Below are 19,126 nucleotides of genomic sequence, written 5' to 3'. Positions count from 1 at the left end.
CGGCTGCCGCGCGGCTCAGTGAAGGACAAGACTCCGCCGGCCGCGGCGTCAAGCATGAAAACGCCGCGCGAAGTGTCCGATCTTTCCGCGCCAGGGTTCATCGTCGCGGTCTATCTTTCAGCCCCTCCCCCTACCTTTATCTCCGATGCTGATGTAAATTTCAGCCGGAATCGTTGAAGACGCCAAAACCATGCTGTCAGTTTTGGAAGACGCCGAAGCTGCCGCGGAAGTTGCAGTGATGACCGTTGCGGCGGTCAAGGCGTTCCCGGCGACACGCTTCCGCGTCGCCGACTGGATGGCTTACGCGCTCGGGCTGGAGACCCGCGAAGCTTGGCGCGCCTGGGCGCGCGGCTTGGGAAATCCCGAACCGGATAACGCACGAACCGCGGCAACCTTGCCGCCGATGCTGCGCCGGCGCATCAGCAAGGTTGGCCAGATGGCCTTTCGCGCGAGCTATGCGCTTTCCGAGCAGCGGACGGCCCGTCTGGTCTTCTGTTCGCGCCACGGCGAGCTTGATCGGACGCTGCGGGTTCTGCGTTCGCTGATCGCGAGCGAGCAGATGTCGCCCACAGACTTCACGCTTTCCGTCCACAATGCGCTCGCGGGCCTGCTCTCGATCATCTGGGGCAACACCGCCGGGCATACCGCGATCGCCGCGGGCGCGGATAGTTTTGCTTACGGCCTGATGGAGGCCGTCGCCTCCCTGCAGGCTGAATCCGGCGCTCCCGTGATGCTGGTTTATTTTGACGACCTCGTGCCTCCGCCGTATGACGAGATCGCTGACAGCGTCGACAACTGCCTTGCCCTCGCGCTTCTGCTCGAGCCGCCGCGCGACGACGGCGACGATTTGATGTTCGCGTTCGAGTCGCACGCGAGCGCGCCGGTGCAGCTCTCGGCGAGCGCGCAGGCGCTCGATTTCCTCAGCTTCATGCTCTCAGGCGAGCGCGAACGCAGCTTTGTCGGGGAGCGCGCGCAGTGGCGCTGGCGGCGTTGTGCTTAGCCGTGGCTTCTACCTGTGGCGCCTCTGCTGGACCGCGATAGCGTTTGCCTTACTTGGGCTCGGCGGCTTCGTCCTTGCGATTGCGGTGATTCCCCTCGCTACCTTGTCCATACGCGACGAGCAGGCCCGCAGCCGGCGCGCGCAAGCCGTCATCCGCGCGAGCCTGCGCCTTTACCTCGCGATACTGCGCGCACTGGGCGTGCTGAAACTCGAGACCGTCGGCGGCGAGAAACTCTCAGCCTGTCGCGGCAGTCTGATAGTCGCTAATCACCCGACGCTGATCGATATCGTCCTGCTGATGGCGATGGTGCCGGAAGCGAAGTGCATCGTGAAGCCCGAGCTCTTCCGCAACCCCCTGCTGCGCGAGGCGGTGCGCGCCGCGGGTTACATTCGCAACGACGACGAACCTGAGGTATTGATCGAGAAGTGTCGCGAGATCTTGGTGGCCGGCAGTAATCTCATCGTGTTTCCCGAAGGCACCCGCTCCGTACCGGGTCAGTCGATCCACTTTCAAAGAGGCTTCGCGCACATCGCGACGCTGACTGGCGCAACCTTGCTGCCCGTTACCATCACGTGCGAACCCGTGACGTTGATCAAGGGCGAGCCGTTCTACAAAATCCCCCGGTCACGCCCCAACTTTCGCCTCGAAGTCGCCGAGGAGATCGACCCGGGACGCTTTCTGGGGACCCAATCACGCGCGCGCAGCGCACGCAGTCTCGTCGCGTATTTGCAAGCGGACTACTGTGCGAGGTTAGTTTCTGGTGCGAGGTTAAATCATGGCTGACCTCGAACACGAGCTGAAAGAGCTCATCGTCAGCGCCCTTGACCTCGAGGATCTCTCCCCCGACGACATCGACAGCGACGAACCCTTGTTCGTAACCGGTCTCGGACTTGACTCCATCGACGGCCTGGAGCTCGGCGTCGCGATCCGCAGGAAGTACGGACTGAAGGTGCAGGGCTCGAAGGAACAAATCCGCGCGATCTTCCAGACCGTGCGCACCATCGCGCAATATCTGGCGGATCAGGAATCTCATTAATGGTCTCTAAGGATGAGATTGCGGCGCTGTTGTCGAAATATCTGCAGGAACTGTTCGACTTGCCGCCGGAAAAGCTCACGCTGGATGCGCGCCTAGCTGAGGACCTCGACCTCGACAGCATCGACGCGGTCGACATAATGGTCAAGCTGCAGGAATATACCGGCCGCAAAATCTCGTCGTCTGAATTCAAGACCGCACGCACCATCGGGGATGTCGTCGACAGGATCTATGCGCAGGTGAACCATGGCGCGCGCCCTTGATCTTGCCCGGTTTGCGATCGGCGTCGCCTATCCATTCCTGATCTACTTCGGCCTGGAGATTTTTCCGCCGCGGATGCTCGCAGCCGCGAGGTTGGCGCGGCGGGTGGTCCCTCAACGCCTTCGAGGCCCGGCGTGAGCCTCGTCGCATTAGCCGATCTGCTGGCCGGCGCGCGTCCCGAGAGCCACTGCGTTGCGATCCAAAATGGCCGCCCAATCACGTTGGCGCGCCTGCGTGCGGACATCTGCCACAACGCCGATCGCCTTGCCGCCGACGGCATCCGGCGCGGCGCCGTCGTCGCCGAAGATGGCTACTGGTTCCTCGTCGGCCTCCTTGCGCTGATCAAAATTGGCGCCGAGGTCATGCTGCCGCCGAACGCGCAAGCCGGCGCCTTGCGCCGCCTCGCCGGCGAGGTCGACGTCTTGCTGACTGCTGCAGAGCCGATCGAGCTTGGCAACCAGGTCGCGTTGCAAGCCGGCCCGGCCGCCGTCGCGCCCTTTGCTTTCGATACCGTCGCCGGCCGAATCGAGTTTTTTACCTCCGGTTCGACTGGCGAGATGAAGCGTGTCGCGAGGTCGCTGACGCGGTTGGAGCGCGAGGCCGCGGTGCTTGAACAGATGTGGGGTGGGGAGCTCGGCGATGTTCCAGTTCTCGGCACCGTCACGCATCAGCATGTATTCGGCATGACCTTTCGCATCGTCTGGCCGCTGGTGGCGGGACGACCATTCCACGCAGAATTTCACGTCGCCTGGGAGCCGCTGACGGCCCAATTGAACGGCCCCGCAATGGTAGTCACGAGTCCGGCGCAACTGACGCGCCTGGGCGGCCTCCCGCCGCTCGCTGCAGCCCAGCGTCCGCGGCTAATCATTACCGCGGGCGCGCCGTTGCCGCCTGCCGCCGCGCGTGAAGCTACGGCGATCTTCGGATGCGCGCCCACCGAAATCTTCGGCAGCACCGAAGCCGGCGTTATCGCCTGGCGGCGCGAGGTGGCGGAACCCGTGCTCTGGCAGCCGTTACCCTCGGTCGAGGTTGCTGCCGATGCCGACGGCGTTCTGCTGCTGCGCTCCCCGCACGCATCCGGCGACGGCTGGGCTCAACAGGCCGACAGAATTGCGTTTGCGGCCGATGGACGTTTCCGCCTCGAAGGGCGAATCGATCGCGTGCTAAAGATTGAAGGCAAGCGGGTCAGCCTCCAGCGCCTCGAGCGTGAGCTCGCCGCGCTCCCATGGGTCGAGGAAGCCGCGGTGGCCGGCCTCGGCGAGCACGACGCCTATCTGGGCGCGGTCGTGAGGCTCTCGGCCATGGGCGCTGCCGAGCTCGAGCGGCTCGGCAAATTTCGCTTCGAGCGGATGCTGCGATGGGAGCTCTCCTCGACCGAGGATCCCGCAGTACTCCCGCGGCGCTGGCGATTTGTCAATTCGATGCCGATGGATGGGCTGGGCAAGCGCCGGGTTCGAGACGTGGTGGCGTTGCTGGAGCAGAACCTGTGAGCGCGGCGTCGCCGCCCGCCGTGCAAGCGGAGCCGAAGCATCCCGAAATCACCGAGGTCGTACGATCCGGAGATCTGGTCGAGATGCGGCTGGCCATACCCGAGGCGCTGCCGTACTTTCGCGGACACTTTCCAGGCTTCGCGATTCTTCCGGGCGTGGTTCACCTGGATTGGGCGATCTACTATGCACGCCAGTCCTTTGTGCTTGGTGCGGGCGCTCCGGCGACTGTCCAGATCAAATTCATAAGGCCGATCCGGCCCGATCATCGCGTCACCCTGACACTCAAATACGCGCCCGCGCGCAACCGCGTTCAGTTCGATTATAGCGACGTTGACGGCCCCTGCTCATCCGGGCGAATCGGTTTCACCATCGCATGACATTCAAGTGTTGCGCGATTATTCCGAGCTACAACCACAGCAAAATGGTTGGCGAGCTAGTGCGGCGCCTGCGCGAGCTCGAGCTGCCGGTTTTTATCATCGACGACGGCAGTGATGCGCCCACCCGCGCCGTGCTTGCTGCGCTGCACGCGCCGGTCTGCGGGGTGACCGTCTATCGTCTCGACGCCAATCGCGGCAAAGGCGCCGCCGTCATGCAGGGTTTTGAGCTCGCGCGCGCGGCCGGGTTTACCCATGCATTGCAGATCGACGCCGACGGGCAACACGATCTCGCGAAGCTCCCCGAGTTCCTCGCGCTTGGCGCAGCCCATCCGGAGGCCTTGATTGCGGGAGCTCCCACGCTCGATGCGTCCACCCCGCGCGTGAGGCGCATCGGCCGCTCGATCACTCACTTCTGGGTCGGCGTCGAAACGCTGACGCTACATCCGGTTGATACGATGTGCGGTCTGCGCCTCTATCCGCTCGACCGCGTGGCGAGGCTCTATACGACTCATCGGCTCGGCCGCCGGATGGATTTCGATATTGAGATTTTCGTCCGCTTGATCTGGGACGGTGTCCAGATTTTTCTGGTTCCGGTGCGGGTGGCGTATCCCCCGGACAACACCTCGAACTTTGCCATGGTCCACGACAACTGGCTAATCACTGTGATGCACACGCGGTTAGTGCTTGCGATACCGTGGCGGCTGCGGCAGATTTTGCGCAATCGCCGGCGGCCCATTGGCCAGCCGCGCCACTGGGCTGCGCTCGCGGAACGCGGGGCCTCCTGGGGCCTCAGTGTCTTGGCGCTGTTCTATCGCCTGACCGGACGCTGGGGATGCACCGTCGCGGTCGTTCCGGTCGCGCTTTATTGCCATCTGACCGGAACCGAACAGCGTCGCGCTTCGCGCGAGTTTCTCCGCCGCGCCTACCGGGCAAAGGGCATCGACTACCATCCTGGACTGTTTGCAACCTTCAGGCACTCGTTCGGGTTCGCGCGCAAAACCGTCGACACCTTCGCGGCGTGGGTTGGCGGTATAGATCCGGCAGCCGTGGTTGTGAGAGATAAGAGAACGCTGGATGACGTCACGGCGGGCGGACAGGGTATCCTGCTGATCGTCTCGCACCTGGGCAATATCGAGCTCAGCCGCGCGCTGCTCAATGACGCGCAACGATCACGCATCAAAATCCTGGTGCACACGGTTCACGCCGAAAACTTTGCGCGTATTCTGCGCCAGTTCCGACCCGAAGCGATGGCTGACACGATCCAGGTGACAGAGATAAATCCCGGGGCGATGATCGCACTTGAGGAGGCTATCGCGCGCGGCGACTGGGTGGCGATCGCGGGCGACCGCACTCCCGTGCGCAGCGATGAACGCATCGTCATGGCGCCTTTTCTCGGCCGCGACGCGCCCTTTCCCCAAGGCCCCTACGTCCTGGCCCACCTGCTCGAATGTCCCGTCTATCTCATGTTTTGTCTCCGCCAGGAGGGCGGCTATGTCCTGTACTTTGAAATCTTTGCCGAGCGCATAACGCTGCCGCGCCGCGACCGCCACTTGTCAATTGCAATGTGGGCGGCGCGCTATGCCGCGCGGCTCGAGAGCTTCTGCTCGATCGATCCGTTTCAGTGGTATAACTTTTTTGACTTCTGGCAGCAGCCGCCCGCGCCGGAAAAGCCGGCGACGCCATGATCTCCGCCGAGGTCGTCATTCGCATTCAGTTCTACGACCTCGATCCGATGCGCGTCGTCTGGCACGGCAATTACCCGCGCCTGCTCGAACAGGCGCGCGCCGCCTTGTTCGAGAAAATCTCTTTCGGCTACCGCGAGATGTCCGAAAGCAATTTCACCTGGCCGATTGTCGACCTCCGCATCAAGTACATCCGCGCAATCAATCCGCTCCAGACCATCAAGGTGACGGCGACCTTGGTCGAATACGAGAATCGTCTCAAGATTGACTACCTCATTACTGACAACGCGACCGATGAGATTCTGACCAGAGCGCATACGGTACAGGTGACAGTTGATCGCGCGAGCAACGAACTGTGCTTTGAAACGCCGGCGGCGCTGGTGGAAAAAGTGCGGCGCGCGTTGTGATTCGAATTCCGGCGCGATCGTTCATCGTGACGGTCGCGATGCTCGCGCTCGCCACTGCGGGCCGTGCGCAATTCATCGCCGGACCGAGGTTGGCGCCCGGGCAGACCCTGCGCGGGCGCTTCGTCCAGACGCGGCGTCTGATCGGGCTGCCGTCCCCGCTGACCAGTGACGGCAGCTTCGTCCTCGCACCCGGCCGCGGACTTATCTGGCGGCTCGAACACCCGCTCCAAACCACCACCGTGATAACGCCCAGCGGCATCCGGCAGCTCATCAACGGCAGCCAGGTGCAACAGATCGAGGCGGCAAAAGTCCCCTTCATCGCCAGCTTTTATGACATGCTTGGCGGCACGTTGGCCGGAGACCTGGCGGCTCTGCGGCGTGACTTCGCGATCAAAACCATCGGCGATCGCAACTCCTGGAACACCGTTCTGACGCCAATCCGTCCCGACGATCCGGTCGCCGCGATGCTCGCATCGATCGTTATTACCGGCGGCAAAATGGTCGATAGTGTCAGCATCACGCGCGCGAACGGCGATACCGAACGGTTGACCTTTCTGCAGCAGACCATTTCGAGTCTTCCCCTCAGTAGTGACGACCAGCGCTTGCTGAGTAATCAGGAAATCCAGCCGGCCGGCTGAGCATGAAGATCGCGGCGTACGCCTGGGCTCTGCTGGTCGCCGTCGCGGGTATCACGCTGCTGCTGCAACTGCGTCGCGGCGTCGAGCTGCAGACCGACATGACCGCGCTCCTGCCGGTCGAGGAACGCGACCCGTTCGTGCACCTGGCAAAAGACCGCGTCAGCAATATGTTATCGCAACGCGTTTTTATTCTTGTCGGCGATCGCGATCGCGCCAACGCCCGCGCCGCCGGTGCGACTCTGGCGCGGACTCTCGAAGACTCCGGCCTGACGAAATCGGTGGCCTATCATATAAATTCCGGCCGTCTGAAAACGCTCGGCGCGATCTATTTCCCCTATCGCGGCGGGCTGCTCAGCGACGCCGATCGCGCGCGCCTGCAAGACAATCAAGCCGCGCAAATTGTCGAGCGCGCGCTCGCCAGCGTCTACGGGCCGTCGTCAATCGCGGATGCCAATCTCTTGCGCCGCGATCCGTTCCTGCTGCTGCCCGAATTCCTTAGCAATCTGCCGATGCCCGAGGGGCGGCTCGCCCCGGATGACGGAGTGCTGACGACGCGCGCCGGCGCGACGACCTGGACCCTGTTGGTCGCGCAACTCAACGGCCGGGTCTACTCAGGCGCCTTCCAGGATCGTTTCATTGCGAAGTTGGACGCGGCCGTGCAAAGACTGCGCGCGACCTTGCCGCATTTGCAGGTCCTGCGCGTCGGCGCGATCTTCTACGCTCACGATGGCGCGAGCCGCGCCACCCGCGAAACCACCCGCCTGAGTATCGTCTCCCTCATCGGCACGATCGTCCTGGTCCTGAGTGTTTTCCGCGCGCTGCGGCCCTTATGGCTGACCCTGCTCGCGATCGCGGTCGGCGTGGTCTGCGCCTTCGCGGTATGCCTCGCAATCTTCGGCGGCCTTCACGTCGCCGCGCTTTTGATCGGCGTCAGCTTGATCGGAATCGCGATCGACTACTGCCTGCAGTACGTCTCCGCACGCTTCGGCGCCGATGCCGGCCCCCCGCGCGAGCGCTTGTGCCGCGTGCTGCCCGGCATCACTCTCGGAGTCGCCACGACCCTCATCGGTTATGCGACCCTGATGCTCGCGCCCTTTCCAGGATTGCGCCAGCTCGCGGTTTTCTCTGCGATCGGGCTGATCGGTTCTTTCATCACGGTCGTCTTGTGGCTGCCGCGGCTTGATAGCCCCGAGCCGCTGATCCACGGCGCGCGCATTCTCGGCATCGCGAATCAACTCTGGACGTTTTGGGAAGAGGCGCGCTATCGCCCTTGGCGCTTGAGCCTGGTTGCGCTGATTGGAATTGGCGCGATGCTGGGCGCCGCCAGGCTTCGCGTCGATGACGATGTGCGGCATCAGCAGACGCTCGCGCCCGGGCTGCGCGATCAGGAGGCGCGAATTCGCGGTCTCACCGGAATTACCGGAGGAACTGAATTCCTTCTCGTGAGCGCGCCGGATCTTGAGGGCGCCTTGCAGGCCGAAGAGGGTTTGCAAACGCGTCTCACCGCAGCCATGCAGGACGGCGCACTTCGCGGTTTTCAAGCGCTCGCGCAGTTCTTCCCTTCGGTCGCCCGTCAACGCCAGAACCGCGCCCTGGTGCGCGACAAGCTGATGCGCCCCTACCTGATGTCGTTTTACCAACGTCTCGGCATGACCGGCGCCGCACAAGCCGACACCGGCGCCGCCGGATTCCTTACCCCCGACGCCATCCCGGATGATTCGCCCCTCGCCTTCCTGCGCAACCTGAGCGTCGACTCAAAGGGCGCCACGCAGGTCGTGATCCTCACCGGTGTCACGCGGCCCGATGAGATTCGCGATCTATTCGCGGCTATACCCGGCGTCCGTTTCGTCGATCCGGCCGGGGATGTCACGCGACTTCTCGGCGAGTATCGCCGGCGCGCGATCCTCCTCATCGCGGTCTCCGTGCTGCTGATGATGCCGATCCTGATTTGGCGCTACGGTTTACGCGGCAGTCTCGACGTTACGCTGCCGCCGGCTATCGCGGTGCTCGCAACACCGCCGCTCCTGGCGTTGGTGGGGGTGAGCTTTACCTTCTTTAACGCGATGGCGCTCGTGCTGGTAGTGTCGATCGGCTTCGACTACGCGGTCTTCTGTCGCGAGACCGTGCCCTCACGCCGTTCAGTCACGATGCTCGGCGTATGGCTCGCGATGATGACGACGCTGCTGTCCTTCGGCTTGCTGGTCTTGAGCAGTACCTATGCCGTGCATGCGTTTGGCGCGACCATCCTGGTCGGAACAACTTTGGCTTTCGCTTTCTCTCCACTGGCGGGCACGCGCGTTAAAAATCGTCCAATCCGTGCGGTCGAGGCCGACGGATGAGCACGACGCCCGCGCGGTTATTGTTGATCGTTCTCACAATCTCCCTCGCGGCGTGCGCCACCCATAAGCCCGCGAGTCGCACTAACGTCACAATCGCACCAGGACTCGAATTCGCCATGCCCACCGGCCGCGAACTCGGCTATTCGGTCGAGGCCACGCAACTCATCACCGCCCATTTCCACGATCAGGTGCAGGTGTTCCAGGCCTACGTCAGTGTATCGCCCGAAAAAATCACCATGATTGCGCTCGATCCGCTTGGCGGCCGCGCACTCACTATCACTGCAACCGATGAGGCGCTCACTTTCGCGGCGGCGCCGACGGCGCCCGCGGCGCTCCGCCCCGGAAACATTCTCGCCGATCTCGCGATCGTCTATTGGCCCGCACCGGCGGTTCGCCGCGCTTTGGCGGGCAGCTCCGCCTCGTTGGATGACGATCAGAGCGGGCGCACGATCATCCTCGACGGCCGTGTCGTGGTGCAGGTCACCTATGAAGCGCCGCATGAAAACACCTGGACAAAACTCGCGCATCTGCACAATCTCGAATACGGTTATGAGCTCGATCTGCAGTCGGCGGTGACCGGACCATGAAGCTCCATCTGAACGCGCTCGGAGTGATCAATCCGCTCGGTCGCAGCAAGCACGAGGTCGCCCGCAATCTTTTCGCAGGGTCGCGCACAGGCCTGATTAGTCGCAACGAGTTGCTCCCTGATCGATCGGTTCGCGTAGGAGTAGTATCGGGGCCGCTACCCGAATTGCCGGCGCGACTCGCGCCGCTTGATTGCCGCAACAATCGCCTCGCCCTGGCAGCCATTGGTCAGATCGAAAATGACATTAGAGCCATCGCCGCGCGCGTCGGCCCCCATCGCGTGGCAGTGGTGATGGGCACCAGCACCTCGGGAATTGCCGACGGGGAAGCTGCCCTTCTCCAGCGCATTACGAAAGGCGAGTGGCCGGAAGAATTCCGCTACAGCCGTCAGGAGATTGGTAATCTCGCCGGCTGCGTCGCCGCCTATCTCGAGCTCAGCGGCCCGGCCTATACCGTCGCGACCGCCTGTTCGTCGAGCGCGAAAGTCTTCGCCTCGGCGCAGCGCTTGATCGCAGCCGGACTGTGCGACGCCGCGGTAGTTGGCGGCGCCGACACGCTCTGCCGCATGACGCTCGGCGGCTTCGATTCGCTTGAACTGCTGGCCAAAGATTATTGTAATCCCTTCAGCCGCAACCGTGACGGCATCAATATCGGCGAAGGCGCCGCGGTGTTTTTGATGACGACCGAGGAATCTGCGGTATCGCTGCTCGGCGTGGGCGAAAGCTCGGATGCCTACCATGTCAGCTCCCCTCATCCTGAGGGCGAGGGCGCCGCGCTCGCGATGACCCGTGCGCTTGAAGCTGCCCATCTGCGGCCCGAGCAGATCGATTACATCAATTTGCATGGCACCGCGACCGCACTCAACGACGCGATGGAGGCGCGCGCGATCAACCGAATCTTCAGCGAGCGAACGCCGTGCAGCTCAACCAAATCGATAACCGGTCACCTGCTGGGCGCCGCCGGTGCAAACGAGGCCGCCTTCCTGTGGCTGATGCTCGACGCGGGCTTCGCGAGCGGTTGCGTACCGCCACACGTCTGGGACGGCGAGATCGACCCGGCAATACCCCGGCTTAATCTGGTCCCGCCACAGTTTCATCTTGGACATTCAACGCGGCGCGCCGCGCTCAGCAATTCATTTGCTTTTGGCGGCAGCAATGCGAGCCTCGTGCTGGGACGAGGTTGGTGAAGCGATGCGCGAGTGTCCCTATGCGATCGAAGCTTTGCTGATGCATCGGCCGCCGATGCTCCTGCTCGAGCGGGTCGTCGGCTATCAGGAAGGCCACCTCGTCGCACGCGCTACAGTCGACGAATCGAGCTTGTTTCTCACCCCGCAAGGCGTACCGGGTCATATTGCGATTGAATACATGGCGCAAGCCTGCGCGGCTTACGCCGGGATCACTGCCCTCGAGGCCGGCGAGCCGGTCAAAATTGGCTTCTTGATCGGCGCGCGAGAGTGCCGTGTGCTGAGACCGTGGTTCCGCCTCGGCGATCAGCTACTGATTTCGGCATCGATCGTTTTTCTGGATGAGCAGATGGCGGTTTTCGATTGCAACGTCGAGATTAATGGCCAGCTCGCGGCTGATGCGCGGCTCAGCGTTTATCAGCCAGATGGCGATTCGTTGGCCTCGATGAGGACAGGCGAAGGATGAGTCGAAGCATCCTCGTTACCGGATCGAGCAAGGGGATTGGGCGCGCGATCGCGCAGCGCCTCGCCCGTGAAGCCTTTACTGTGATTGTGCATTACCACCGCGATCGTGAAGGCGCGGAGCAGACCCTAAAAGGCATCTGCGAGAATGGCGGGATTGGCAGAATCATGCACTTCGACCTTGCCGATCGACGGGAGTGTCGCGAACAGATCGAAGCCGACATCGCTGAACATGGCGCTTACTACGGCGTGGTCCTCAATGCGGGTATCGCGCGCGACAACGCCTTCCCGGCCCTCGAAGATGAGGATTGGGACAGTGTCGTCGATACTGACCTGGGCGGTTTTTACAACGTCCTGCGCCCGATCGTGATGCCGATGGTATCGGCGCGGCGCGGCGGCCGCATAGTATCGATTGCGTCGGTTTCCGGCATCATGGGAAATCGTGGTCAGGTCAATTACAGCGCGGCCAAAGCCGGCATAATCGGCGCCACCAAGGCGCTCGCGATCGAGTTGGCGAAGCGCAACATCACCGTCAATTGCGTCGCCCCCGGCCTGATCGAAACGCAGATGCTTGAGGGCGCACCGCTCGATGAAGTGCTCGGAGCAATACCGATGCGCCGCGTCGGCCGGCCCGAAGAAGTGGCCGCCGCAGTGAGTTTTCTCTGCTCGGATGACGCGAGCTACGTTACGCGCCAGGTGATCTCGGTCAACGGCGGAATGGCATGAGGCGGCGGGTAGTTGTCACCGGGATGGGCGGCGTGACCGCGCTGGGTGAGGATTGGCCGGCGATCCGTGCAAGCTTCACCACTGGGAAGACCGCGGTGCGGCGCATGCCCGAATGGGATCGCTTTCAAAATCTGCATACACGCCTCGCTGCGCCGATCGATGGTTTCGACGTCTCCCGCCGCTACGATCGCAAGCAGTTGCGCACGATGGGTCCGGTGTCGCGCATGGCGGTGTATGCTACCGAACGCGCAGTCGCTGATGCCGGACTCGCCGGCGATCCGTCGCTAAGGCAGGGGCGCGCTGGTATCGCCTATGGCTCGTCGTTCGGCAGCCCGGAGGCGCTCCGCGGCTTCGCGGAATTGATGATGAACGGCAGCTCCAACAATCTGACCGGCACGAACTATTTGCAGTTGATGAGTCAGACCGCCGCAATCAACATCGGACTCTTTTTCGGCATCAGCGGACGCATAATGCCCACCTCGAGCGGTTGCACCTCGGGCAGCCAGGCGATTGGCTACGGCGCCGAGGCGATCCGCTATGGCATGCAGGATATGATGATAGTTGGCGGGGCAGACGAGCTCAGCGTCCTCGGCGCTGCGGTCTTCGACACCCTCTTCGCGACCAGCACGCGCAACGACGCGCCCGAAACCACCCCTCAGCCGTTCGATCGCGATCGCGATGGGCTGGTGATCGGCGAAGCCGCAGCGACACTGGTGCTCGAGGAGTTCGAACATGCCGCAGCGCGGGGCGCTCGCATCCATGCCGAAGTCGCGGGCTTTGGCACCAACTCCGACGGCAACCACGTCACCCAGCCGTCGGCGATTACCATGGCCGCGGCGTTGCGCCTCGCCCTCGAAGCCGCGGACCTCAAACCCGAAGCTATCGGCTTTGTGAATGGTCACGGCACCGCGACCGAATGGGGCGATATCGCTGAAAGCCGCGCAACCTTTGACGTCCTCGGCGGACGCATCCCGATCCACGCGTTGAAGAGCTACTTCGGACACTCGCTGGGGGCCTGCGGGAGCCTCGAGGCCTGGCTCGGAATCGAAATGATGAAGGATGGATGGTTCGCGCCCACCGCGAACCTGGTTAACGTTGACGAGCGCTGCGCCGCGCTCGACTATGTGGTTGGCGCAGGATGCCGCCGCGACATCGAATATCTGATGTCGAATAACTTCGCTTTCGGCGGAATCAACACCTCGCTGATTTTCAGGAAACTCTAGCGGGCGACTCTCACACGCGATCCATCCGAAGTTGTATCGACCCGTCGACGACCCGTCGGTCGCTCGATAATGTTCTCGCGCGCATAACACCAAATAAGTCGAAGCTGATTGGCGGCGTGGGTCGCAATTAAACTCTGCCTTAGAATTGTGCTATGAGGACAAGCAAAGACTAAGGTCAAGGGACTAGGCGAGGGACAGCACGATGAGCGCGCAGTCAAAATTAAACCATTGGATTAAGAATTTGCTGCGCCTCGCCGCAGTCGTAATTATGGTGGTCGCGATGGTCCGACAGACCGCGGCCAGCCATTTTGCTGCGACCACCCCGACTTGCGGCAGCGCGACCGGTCAGGATTTGCCGCCGGGCGGCAGCGGCGAGGATCTTGAGGTCACCGGCGGCGTTTGCAATGTGTTAACCGGGATGCACCATCTCGGGAACGTCAACATCTACAACGGCGGGACCTTGAAGTTCCCGGACGCGCCGGTCGATTTTTGGGCGAAGTCGATCCTGATTGAGAACAGCGGCACCCTCCAAGCCGGCGACATCAACGCTGCCACGGGCACGATTACGCCGCTCGGCACTCTCGGGCGCAACGCCGCCGGTACCAATTCGCACGTTTTGGACATTCACCTTTACGGACCTGAGGCCGCCGATCGACGCCATGGGCTGGGCATTCTCTGCAAGACTGATTCGCAGTGCGGCATTCCGAACTCGATCTGGAATCCCAACAATCAGAATCCGACGTCGCCGGTCACGATGAGCAATGGCGTTACCGACTACTTTTACAATTATACTCCGCTCCCCTACGACGACGGCGCCGATCCGACGACAAAGCAACAGGGCTTCTTTGGCTATAAGGTGCTGGCGCTTTCGTATGGCGGGACGCTGCAATTGTTCGGGGCCAAGGGCGCCAGTTACGATGCCGCCATCAATCAGGATCCATCGAAGTCCGGCGCCAGTTGGGCGCGCCTCAACACGGTGTTGGCTCCGCCGCCGGCGAGCGCGCCGGCGCCCTCGACCTTCATGCTCGATCGCGTGGTCGACTGGCAGGCTGGGGACGAGATTGCGATCTCGAGCACGGATTATCTGCCGGGTCACGCCGAGCAGCTCACGATCGCAACCAACACGACCGTCACCGACCCCAAAACCGGCAAGAATGTTTCGCAGATAACCACCGACATCGCGGCCGGCGCTGTGCTCAAGTGGCCGCATAATGGCGTGCGCTATCCGCTGAAAATTCCTGCCGGGATGGGTCCGACGCTGCCCAACGGCGATCCGCTGGGCGCCGCCGAGACCCGCGCCGCAGTCGCACTGCTCTCGCGCAGTATCGTGATCGAGTCGGCGAACAATTTCGGCGACACCAGCTTCCCGGCCCAACCGGGCAATTTCTTCGGCGGCCATACGATCTTCCGCGAGGGTTTTCTCAATCTGCAAGTGCAGGGCGTGGAGTTCGCGCGGCTCGGACAGGGCGGCAAGCTCGGCCATTATCCGGTGCATTTTCATATCTCGCGCAAGGCCCCGCCCAATACATACGTGAAGGACTCGTCGATCAACGAGTCGATGACCCGTTGGTACGTGCTGCATGCGACGCAGAACGTCTTGCTGCAGCGCAACGTCGGCTATCTCTCGGTCGGGCATGGTTACTATCTCGAGGATGGCACTGAGACGGACAATAAGTTCTATTCGAATCTAGGAGTGCTGGCGCGCGGCGCGGTTGACGACGCGATGGTCAACCCGCGCAGCGTCCCCGGCATCCTCGCCGCCCCCGACTATCCGATCCTGCCGGGTCCGCCACCCAAACAGCTCGGGCCGGCCGACGACGTCGTGCCCTATCATTCAGACTGGGACCATCCGACGGATTTCTGGATCATGAACGGCTGGAACGACTTCGAATACAACATGGCCGCGGGCGCAGGTACCTGCGGCATCTGCTATTGGCTGCTACCGGGCATCAACAGTGGCGTGTCATCGACGATGATCTGGGATTCCTACGCCTCCGAGCAATCGGATGCCGGCCGCGCAGGCACTTCGCCGCTGCAGGAGTTTCTCGGCAACTACTGCAGCTCGGCGATGAACTCCTTTAACACGGTCGCTAATACCAGCGCCTGCTTCGGGGTGCAGGTCGGGCCGAATCAGGCGAATCCGATCTTCCCAGTACTCAATCCGGTCAAGAACGACCTTGCGCCCTCGGCCAATTCGACCACGCCCGACGAGAACGGTTTCAACGCGAAAAATTTCTATCCCCAGGTGGGCGGCGGCGGTCGCTTCCCGACGAAATGTCCTGCGAGCGGCGATTGCAGCAAACAACCGGTCTGCGCCGACGGCAGCGAGGGCAACTGCGTCATTACCGCGCTCGACCAGTACACTTCGGCGTTTCATTGGACGGAGACGAACTTCGCGGCGGTTTGGCTGCGCCCGCAATGGTATCTATTTCTAAATAGTGTGTTGTCGGACGTGCAGAACGGCGGCATCACCTTCGTGACCGGTGGCGGCTACACCCGCTCCGACGTTATTCCGGGCCATTGGGCGCTCGCGCGCAAGAACGCCTTCGTCGGCACGACCCAGAACGGGCCGAACAACCAATACACGACTAATGGCGGCGCCTTCAGCAAGGCCAGCGGGCTCAAGTGTGCGACGGCGACGAACGGCGCGTCGCCGGGTAATTATTGTCTCTCCGCCGACGACGAGCTCAGCGTGCCACTGAGCAACTTCGGCGACAATCAACGTCTGTTCAATATTTACGACGGGCCGTCCTACGAGGACGCCAATGCCTATCTCGATATCACCCCAACCAATATCACCGACTGCCAGCCGAACATGAGCGCACCTGCCAACACCTGCTTTCAGAGTGCATGGTCCGCCGGCGGAATCCTCGGGATGCCCTATGACCCCAATACCAAGACTTGCTATTTGCCCAACGCCGCGATCGCATGGAAGCAGCCCAACGGCTTCTACTATCCCCCGGCCTTTCATTCGAAGAATCTGTTCTTCGACAATGTCGGCATCCGCCACTTCGTAATCGAGCCGCTGTTCAAGACGACCGGACGGTTCCAGACTGATCCCGACCAGGTGAAGCAGCGCTATTGCACCTGGAACGACGGCATGTTCACCGGCTTCACCGATGTCGATCGCCAGACCGAGCTGAACGACGACGATGGCAGCCTGACCGGGCTCGTCGATACTATCTCGGTGAACGAAGATCCTTTCTTCAACGCGCCCGTCTCGACCGCCGAGTGTCTCTCTGATGTCGGGGTGACGCCGGAGCGGGCCGCTGATCCGACCAATTATCCCGGTACCGCGAAAACCAGCCCCTACAGTTATGTCAGCAGCGTGGTGTTTCCGGACTGCGCAGCGGGAGGGAAAAAATGCACCGGCGAAGATCAATGGAATTCAAACTGCGGTAGTCCGAACTGCTCCGGCGTGCCGCTTTATCGCCTCAATCTCACTGCCGAAGAAAGCCAGGAAAAGCCCTTGCCGACGCCTTTCATCCGCATGATGGGTCAGGACAAATTCCAACGCAGTACGCTGACCGCCAACAACAATACCTATTACATCGATACCACGCCCAGCGCGGCCGCCCAGAATGCGGGACTGCTCAACGTCTTCCAAGCGGGCAAGACCTATTATGTATTCCTGCTCTTCGCCCAGGCGGACACCAAGCAGACTTACGAGCTGTACGTCGGCAAGGATCCCGCGTTTGACCGGACCAAGAGTGTTTTTCTGACCCGCGTCGATCTGCCGGGCGCCTACAACTTCTCGTCTAACGGCGCCAATCCGTGGCCGGATGGTTGGAGCCGGGTTTACGACCCGAGCAGTGGAATTCTCACCGTCACGATGGACATGAGTGCGATCGCGAACTTCAAGACCGAATATAGCGACACGCAGCAGGCGCATTGTCAGCCCGCTTCATTCTGCAAGTGGGACGCGAGCAACACCAGCAATCAATGTCAGTGCGCGGCGTCGTCGGGCGGCGGAATCTTGCCGGCTTTCCTCGGCAATGAGTGCACCGCGCAAGACAGCGCAATCTGCAGCTCGGCGATTCGTGACGTCGATTGCCCCGAGGGCGGCTGCTACGGCTTCGGCGTGACGTTGTCGCCGCTCTTCACCACTAGTGATACGCCGATACCGCCGCCGCCGGCAACTTGCTACCCGAACAACACCGGTTGGAATCTGCCGTTCCAGGGAATCACGGACGCTACGGACGCCTGTTTTTACATGGATCCGCCGGCAGGCGCATTCTGCGCGCCACCTGGCGCACGCTGACGAGAGGAAACCGGCCGCAAGTTTCTGATTCGGAGCTACGGGGCGACGACGCCGCGTGGTTGACCCTGCACCAGGCGGAAGAAGCTTTGGATCCGATTGTAGTTGGCGCCGAAGTCGCCCTTGCCGTCGCGCGACTTCGAGCGCATCTCGAGCAGGCTGCCGCCACCGTCGGCGGGGCGCACCTGGATCACGAAGTCATCCTGGAAGCGAAACAGCCAGGAAGTAGCCACGCCTTCGAGTTGCCGCCGCTGCGGGTCTGTGTAGGTGATCTGCCAGACCGGCGCCTCGCCGACAATAATCTCGGTCTTTTTGAAGACGTCATCGGGCGACCCGTCCAGCTTGAGCGGCGCTAAATCCTTGTAGGCGGACGCGGCCTCCTGCACTGGCGCGTAGGCCGCAGCATTATATTTCAGGTCGCGTCCCTGGTTGGCCGGCAACTCCTGCGCGTGGATGAATTCGGGCGGATTCTTCGTGTCCGTCGTGATGTCGTTGATCGCCGGATAGGGGTGCGTGACGATCACCAAAACCACCGGAACCAGGATTGCGAGCGACAAGATGCCGCCGGTGATCGCCCGCGGCATCGCGGTCCGTCGCGCTGGCGAGAACGCCATCATCCCGAGCGCAATGAGCGTGAAGACCAGGGCAAGTAGCGCGAACAGCAGACCGCCCGCGAATAGCTGAAAGCCGATGAACGGCTTGGTGAGCGAGTAATGCGCCGCGGCGATCCCGGCCATCGCGAGCGCTACCGCAATCATACTGTCAAAGAAGGCGAGCCATGCCATTGCCATAATGGTTCGATTTCAGCGTGCCGGTGATGAGAACCGCGCGCGTCCCTTGACTGTCTTGGTTAGCGGAAGCGCGCGCGATTTCAAAGCGCGGCCGCGGCGCTTCCGGGATTCGGAGAGATATTTATCGGTAAACGTGTCCTGAGCCTGCCCAACTCGGGCGAGCAGAGGACAGCGCGCAACCTCCTCGCACGCTTCTCAACGATGGCATTGCATTATGCAATTGCTCGTTCTGTAGGCAGAGCTTGCCGGCAAGTGCCACGTGTGCGCCGTCTTTAGGATGGCATTCGCCTTGCTGAAGGCCCCGACGGCGCGAGCTTTCGATAAAGTGCGTGCGCTAGGAAAGGAGAGCCAGATGAAACGAATCGAGGCCGTGATCAAGCCTTCAAAGCTCGATGAGGTGAAGGCGAGCATCACCGCGCTGGGGATCACCGGACTGACCGTATTCGAAGTCAAAGGTTTTGGCCGGCAAAAGGGGCATACGGAGATGTACCGGGGGACGGAATATGTCGTGGACTTCCTGCCTAAGGTGCTGATCAGCGTCGTCGTGGTTGAGGAGATGGTCGAGCCGCTGGTAAAGGCGATCGCGGAAAACGCGAGGACGGGCAAGATCGGCGACGGGAAGATTTTTGTCTCGTCGCTGGATGAGGTCGTGCGAATCCGCACTGGCGAG

General features: G+C 62.2%; 19 protein-coding genes. 18 read left to right on the top strand and 1 reads right to left on the bottom strand.

Features of this window, described 5'->3' with window-relative positions; genetic code table 11:
* The first annotated feature begins 190 nt into the window (after positions 1 to 190).
* From VKS22_09125 to VKS22_09045, 17 genes are all read left to right on the top strand, one after another.
* Complete coding sequence (locus VKS22_09125; protein ID HLW70769.1) at positions 191 to 1,000, top strand: beta-ketoacyl synthase chain length factor; 810 nt, start codon at positions 191 to 193, stop codon at positions 998 to 1,000.
* Positions 993 to 1,784: a lysophospholipid acyltransferase family protein gene (locus tag VKS22_09120; GenBank protein HLW70768.1), complete on the top strand. Its 792-nt coding sequence runs from the start codon at positions 993 to 995 to the stop codon at positions 1,782 to 1,784. Before VKS22_09125 ends, VKS22_09120 begins: the two co-directional genes overlap by 8 nt.
* Positions 1,777 to 2,037 (top strand): phosphopantetheine-binding protein, encoded by a 261-nt coding sequence (locus VKS22_09115; GenBank protein ID HLW70767.1) that lies wholly within the window; start codon positions 1,777 to 1,779, stop codon positions 2,035 to 2,037. Before VKS22_09120 ends, VKS22_09115 begins: the two co-directional genes overlap by 8 nt.
* The gene (locus tag VKS22_09110; protein ID HLW70766.1) at positions 2,037 to 2,297 is read left to right on the top strand and encodes an acyl carrier protein; all 261 of its coding nucleotides are present in this window, start codon (positions 2,037 to 2,039) and stop codon (positions 2,295 to 2,297) included. The genes VKS22_09115 and VKS22_09110 overlap by 1 nt, the downstream gene beginning before the upstream one ends.
* Positions 2,281 to 2,433, top strand: coding sequence for a hypothetical protein (locus VKS22_09105; GenBank protein ID HLW70765.1), 153 nt, complete (start codon positions 2,281 to 2,283; stop codon positions 2,431 to 2,433). Before VKS22_09110 ends, VKS22_09105 begins: the two co-directional genes overlap by 17 nt.
* A complete protein-coding gene (locus VKS22_09100) occupies positions 2,430 to 3,785 on the top strand; it encodes an AMP-binding protein (GenBank protein HLW70764.1) in 1,356 nt (451 codons plus the stop codon). The genes VKS22_09105 and VKS22_09100 overlap by 4 nt, the downstream gene beginning before the upstream one ends.
* On the top strand, positions 3,782 to 4,162 hold the full coding sequence (locus VKS22_09095) for a hypothetical protein (protein ID HLW70763.1): 381 nt from the start codon (positions 3,782 to 3,784) through the stop codon (positions 4,160 to 4,162). Before VKS22_09100 ends, VKS22_09095 begins: the two co-directional genes overlap by 4 nt.
* Positions 4,159 to 5,847, top strand: coding sequence for a glycosyltransferase (locus VKS22_09090; GenBank protein HLW70762.1), 1,689 nt, complete (start codon positions 4,159 to 4,161; stop codon positions 5,845 to 5,847). The genes VKS22_09095 and VKS22_09090 overlap by 4 nt, the downstream gene beginning before the upstream one ends.
* Positions 5,844 to 6,251 (top strand): acyl-CoA thioesterase, encoded by a 408-nt coding sequence (locus tag VKS22_09085; protein ID HLW70761.1) that lies wholly within the window; start codon positions 5,844 to 5,846, stop codon positions 6,249 to 6,251. Before VKS22_09090 ends, VKS22_09085 begins: the two co-directional genes overlap by 4 nt.
* Complete coding sequence (locus tag VKS22_09080; protein ID HLW70760.1) at positions 6,248 to 6,889, top strand: outer membrane lipoprotein carrier protein LolA; 642 nt, start codon at positions 6,248 to 6,250, stop codon at positions 6,887 to 6,889. The genes VKS22_09085 and VKS22_09080 overlap by 4 nt, the downstream gene beginning before the upstream one ends.
* A 2-nt stretch (positions 6,890 to 6,891) precedes the next feature.
* Complete coding sequence (locus VKS22_09075; GenBank protein ID HLW70759.1) at positions 6,892 to 9,228, top strand: MMPL family transporter; 2,337 nt, start codon at positions 6,892 to 6,894, stop codon at positions 9,226 to 9,228.
* A complete protein-coding gene (locus VKS22_09070) occupies positions 9,225 to 9,815 on the top strand; it encodes a DUF3261 domain-containing protein (protein ID HLW70758.1) in 591 nt (196 codons plus the stop codon). The genes VKS22_09075 and VKS22_09070 overlap by 4 nt, the downstream gene beginning before the upstream one ends.
* On the top strand, positions 9,812 to 10,999 hold the full coding sequence (locus tag VKS22_09065; protein ID HLW70757.1) for a beta-ketoacyl-[acyl-carrier-protein] synthase family protein: 1,188 nt from the start codon (positions 9,812 to 9,814) through the stop codon (positions 10,997 to 10,999). Before VKS22_09070 ends, VKS22_09065 begins: the two co-directional genes overlap by 4 nt.
* 4 nt (positions 11,000 to 11,003) lie before the next feature.
* Positions 11,004 to 11,462, top strand: a complete 459-nt coding sequence (locus VKS22_09060) for a hypothetical protein (GenBank protein ID HLW70756.1) — start codon at positions 11,004 to 11,006, stop codon at positions 11,460 to 11,462.
* Complete coding sequence (locus tag VKS22_09055) at positions 11,459 to 12,184, top strand: 3-ketoacyl-ACP reductase FabG2 (GenBank protein ID HLW70755.1); 726 nt, start codon at positions 11,459 to 11,461, stop codon at positions 12,182 to 12,184. Before VKS22_09060 ends, VKS22_09055 begins: the two co-directional genes overlap by 4 nt.
* Positions 12,181 to 13,407, top strand: a complete 1,227-nt coding sequence (locus VKS22_09050; GenBank protein ID HLW70754.1) for a beta-ketoacyl-ACP synthase — start codon at positions 12,181 to 12,183, stop codon at positions 13,405 to 13,407. Before VKS22_09055 ends, VKS22_09050 begins: the two co-directional genes overlap by 4 nt.
* A 202-nt stretch (positions 13,408 to 13,609) precedes the next feature.
* A complete protein-coding gene (locus VKS22_09045) occupies positions 13,610 to 17,668 on the top strand; it encodes a hypothetical protein (protein HLW70753.1) in 4,059 nt (1,352 codons plus the stop codon).
* Between the two features lie 35 nt (positions 17,669 to 17,703).
* On the opposite strand, the gene VKS22_09040 is transcribed toward VKS22_09045, so the two are convergent.
* Positions 17,704 to 18,450: a DUF1499 domain-containing protein gene (locus VKS22_09040; GenBank protein HLW70752.1), complete on the bottom strand. Its 747-nt coding sequence runs from the start codon at positions 18,448 to 18,450 to the stop codon at positions 17,704 to 17,706.
* 358 nt (positions 18,451 to 18,808) lie between these two features.
* On the opposite strand from VKS22_09040, the gene VKS22_09035 reads away from it, so the two are divergent.
* Positions 18,809 to 19,126: P-II family nitrogen regulator (locus tag VKS22_09035; protein HLW70751.1), on the top strand; the 318-nt coding region annotated here is incomplete at its 3' end.

This window comes from Candidatus Binataceae bacterium, assembly GCA_035308025.1.
Classification (GTDB): domain Bacteria; phylum Desulfobacterota; class Binatia; order Binatales; family Binataceae; genus JAJPHI01.
This window is presented reverse-complemented; position numbering and strand designations above follow the sequence as displayed.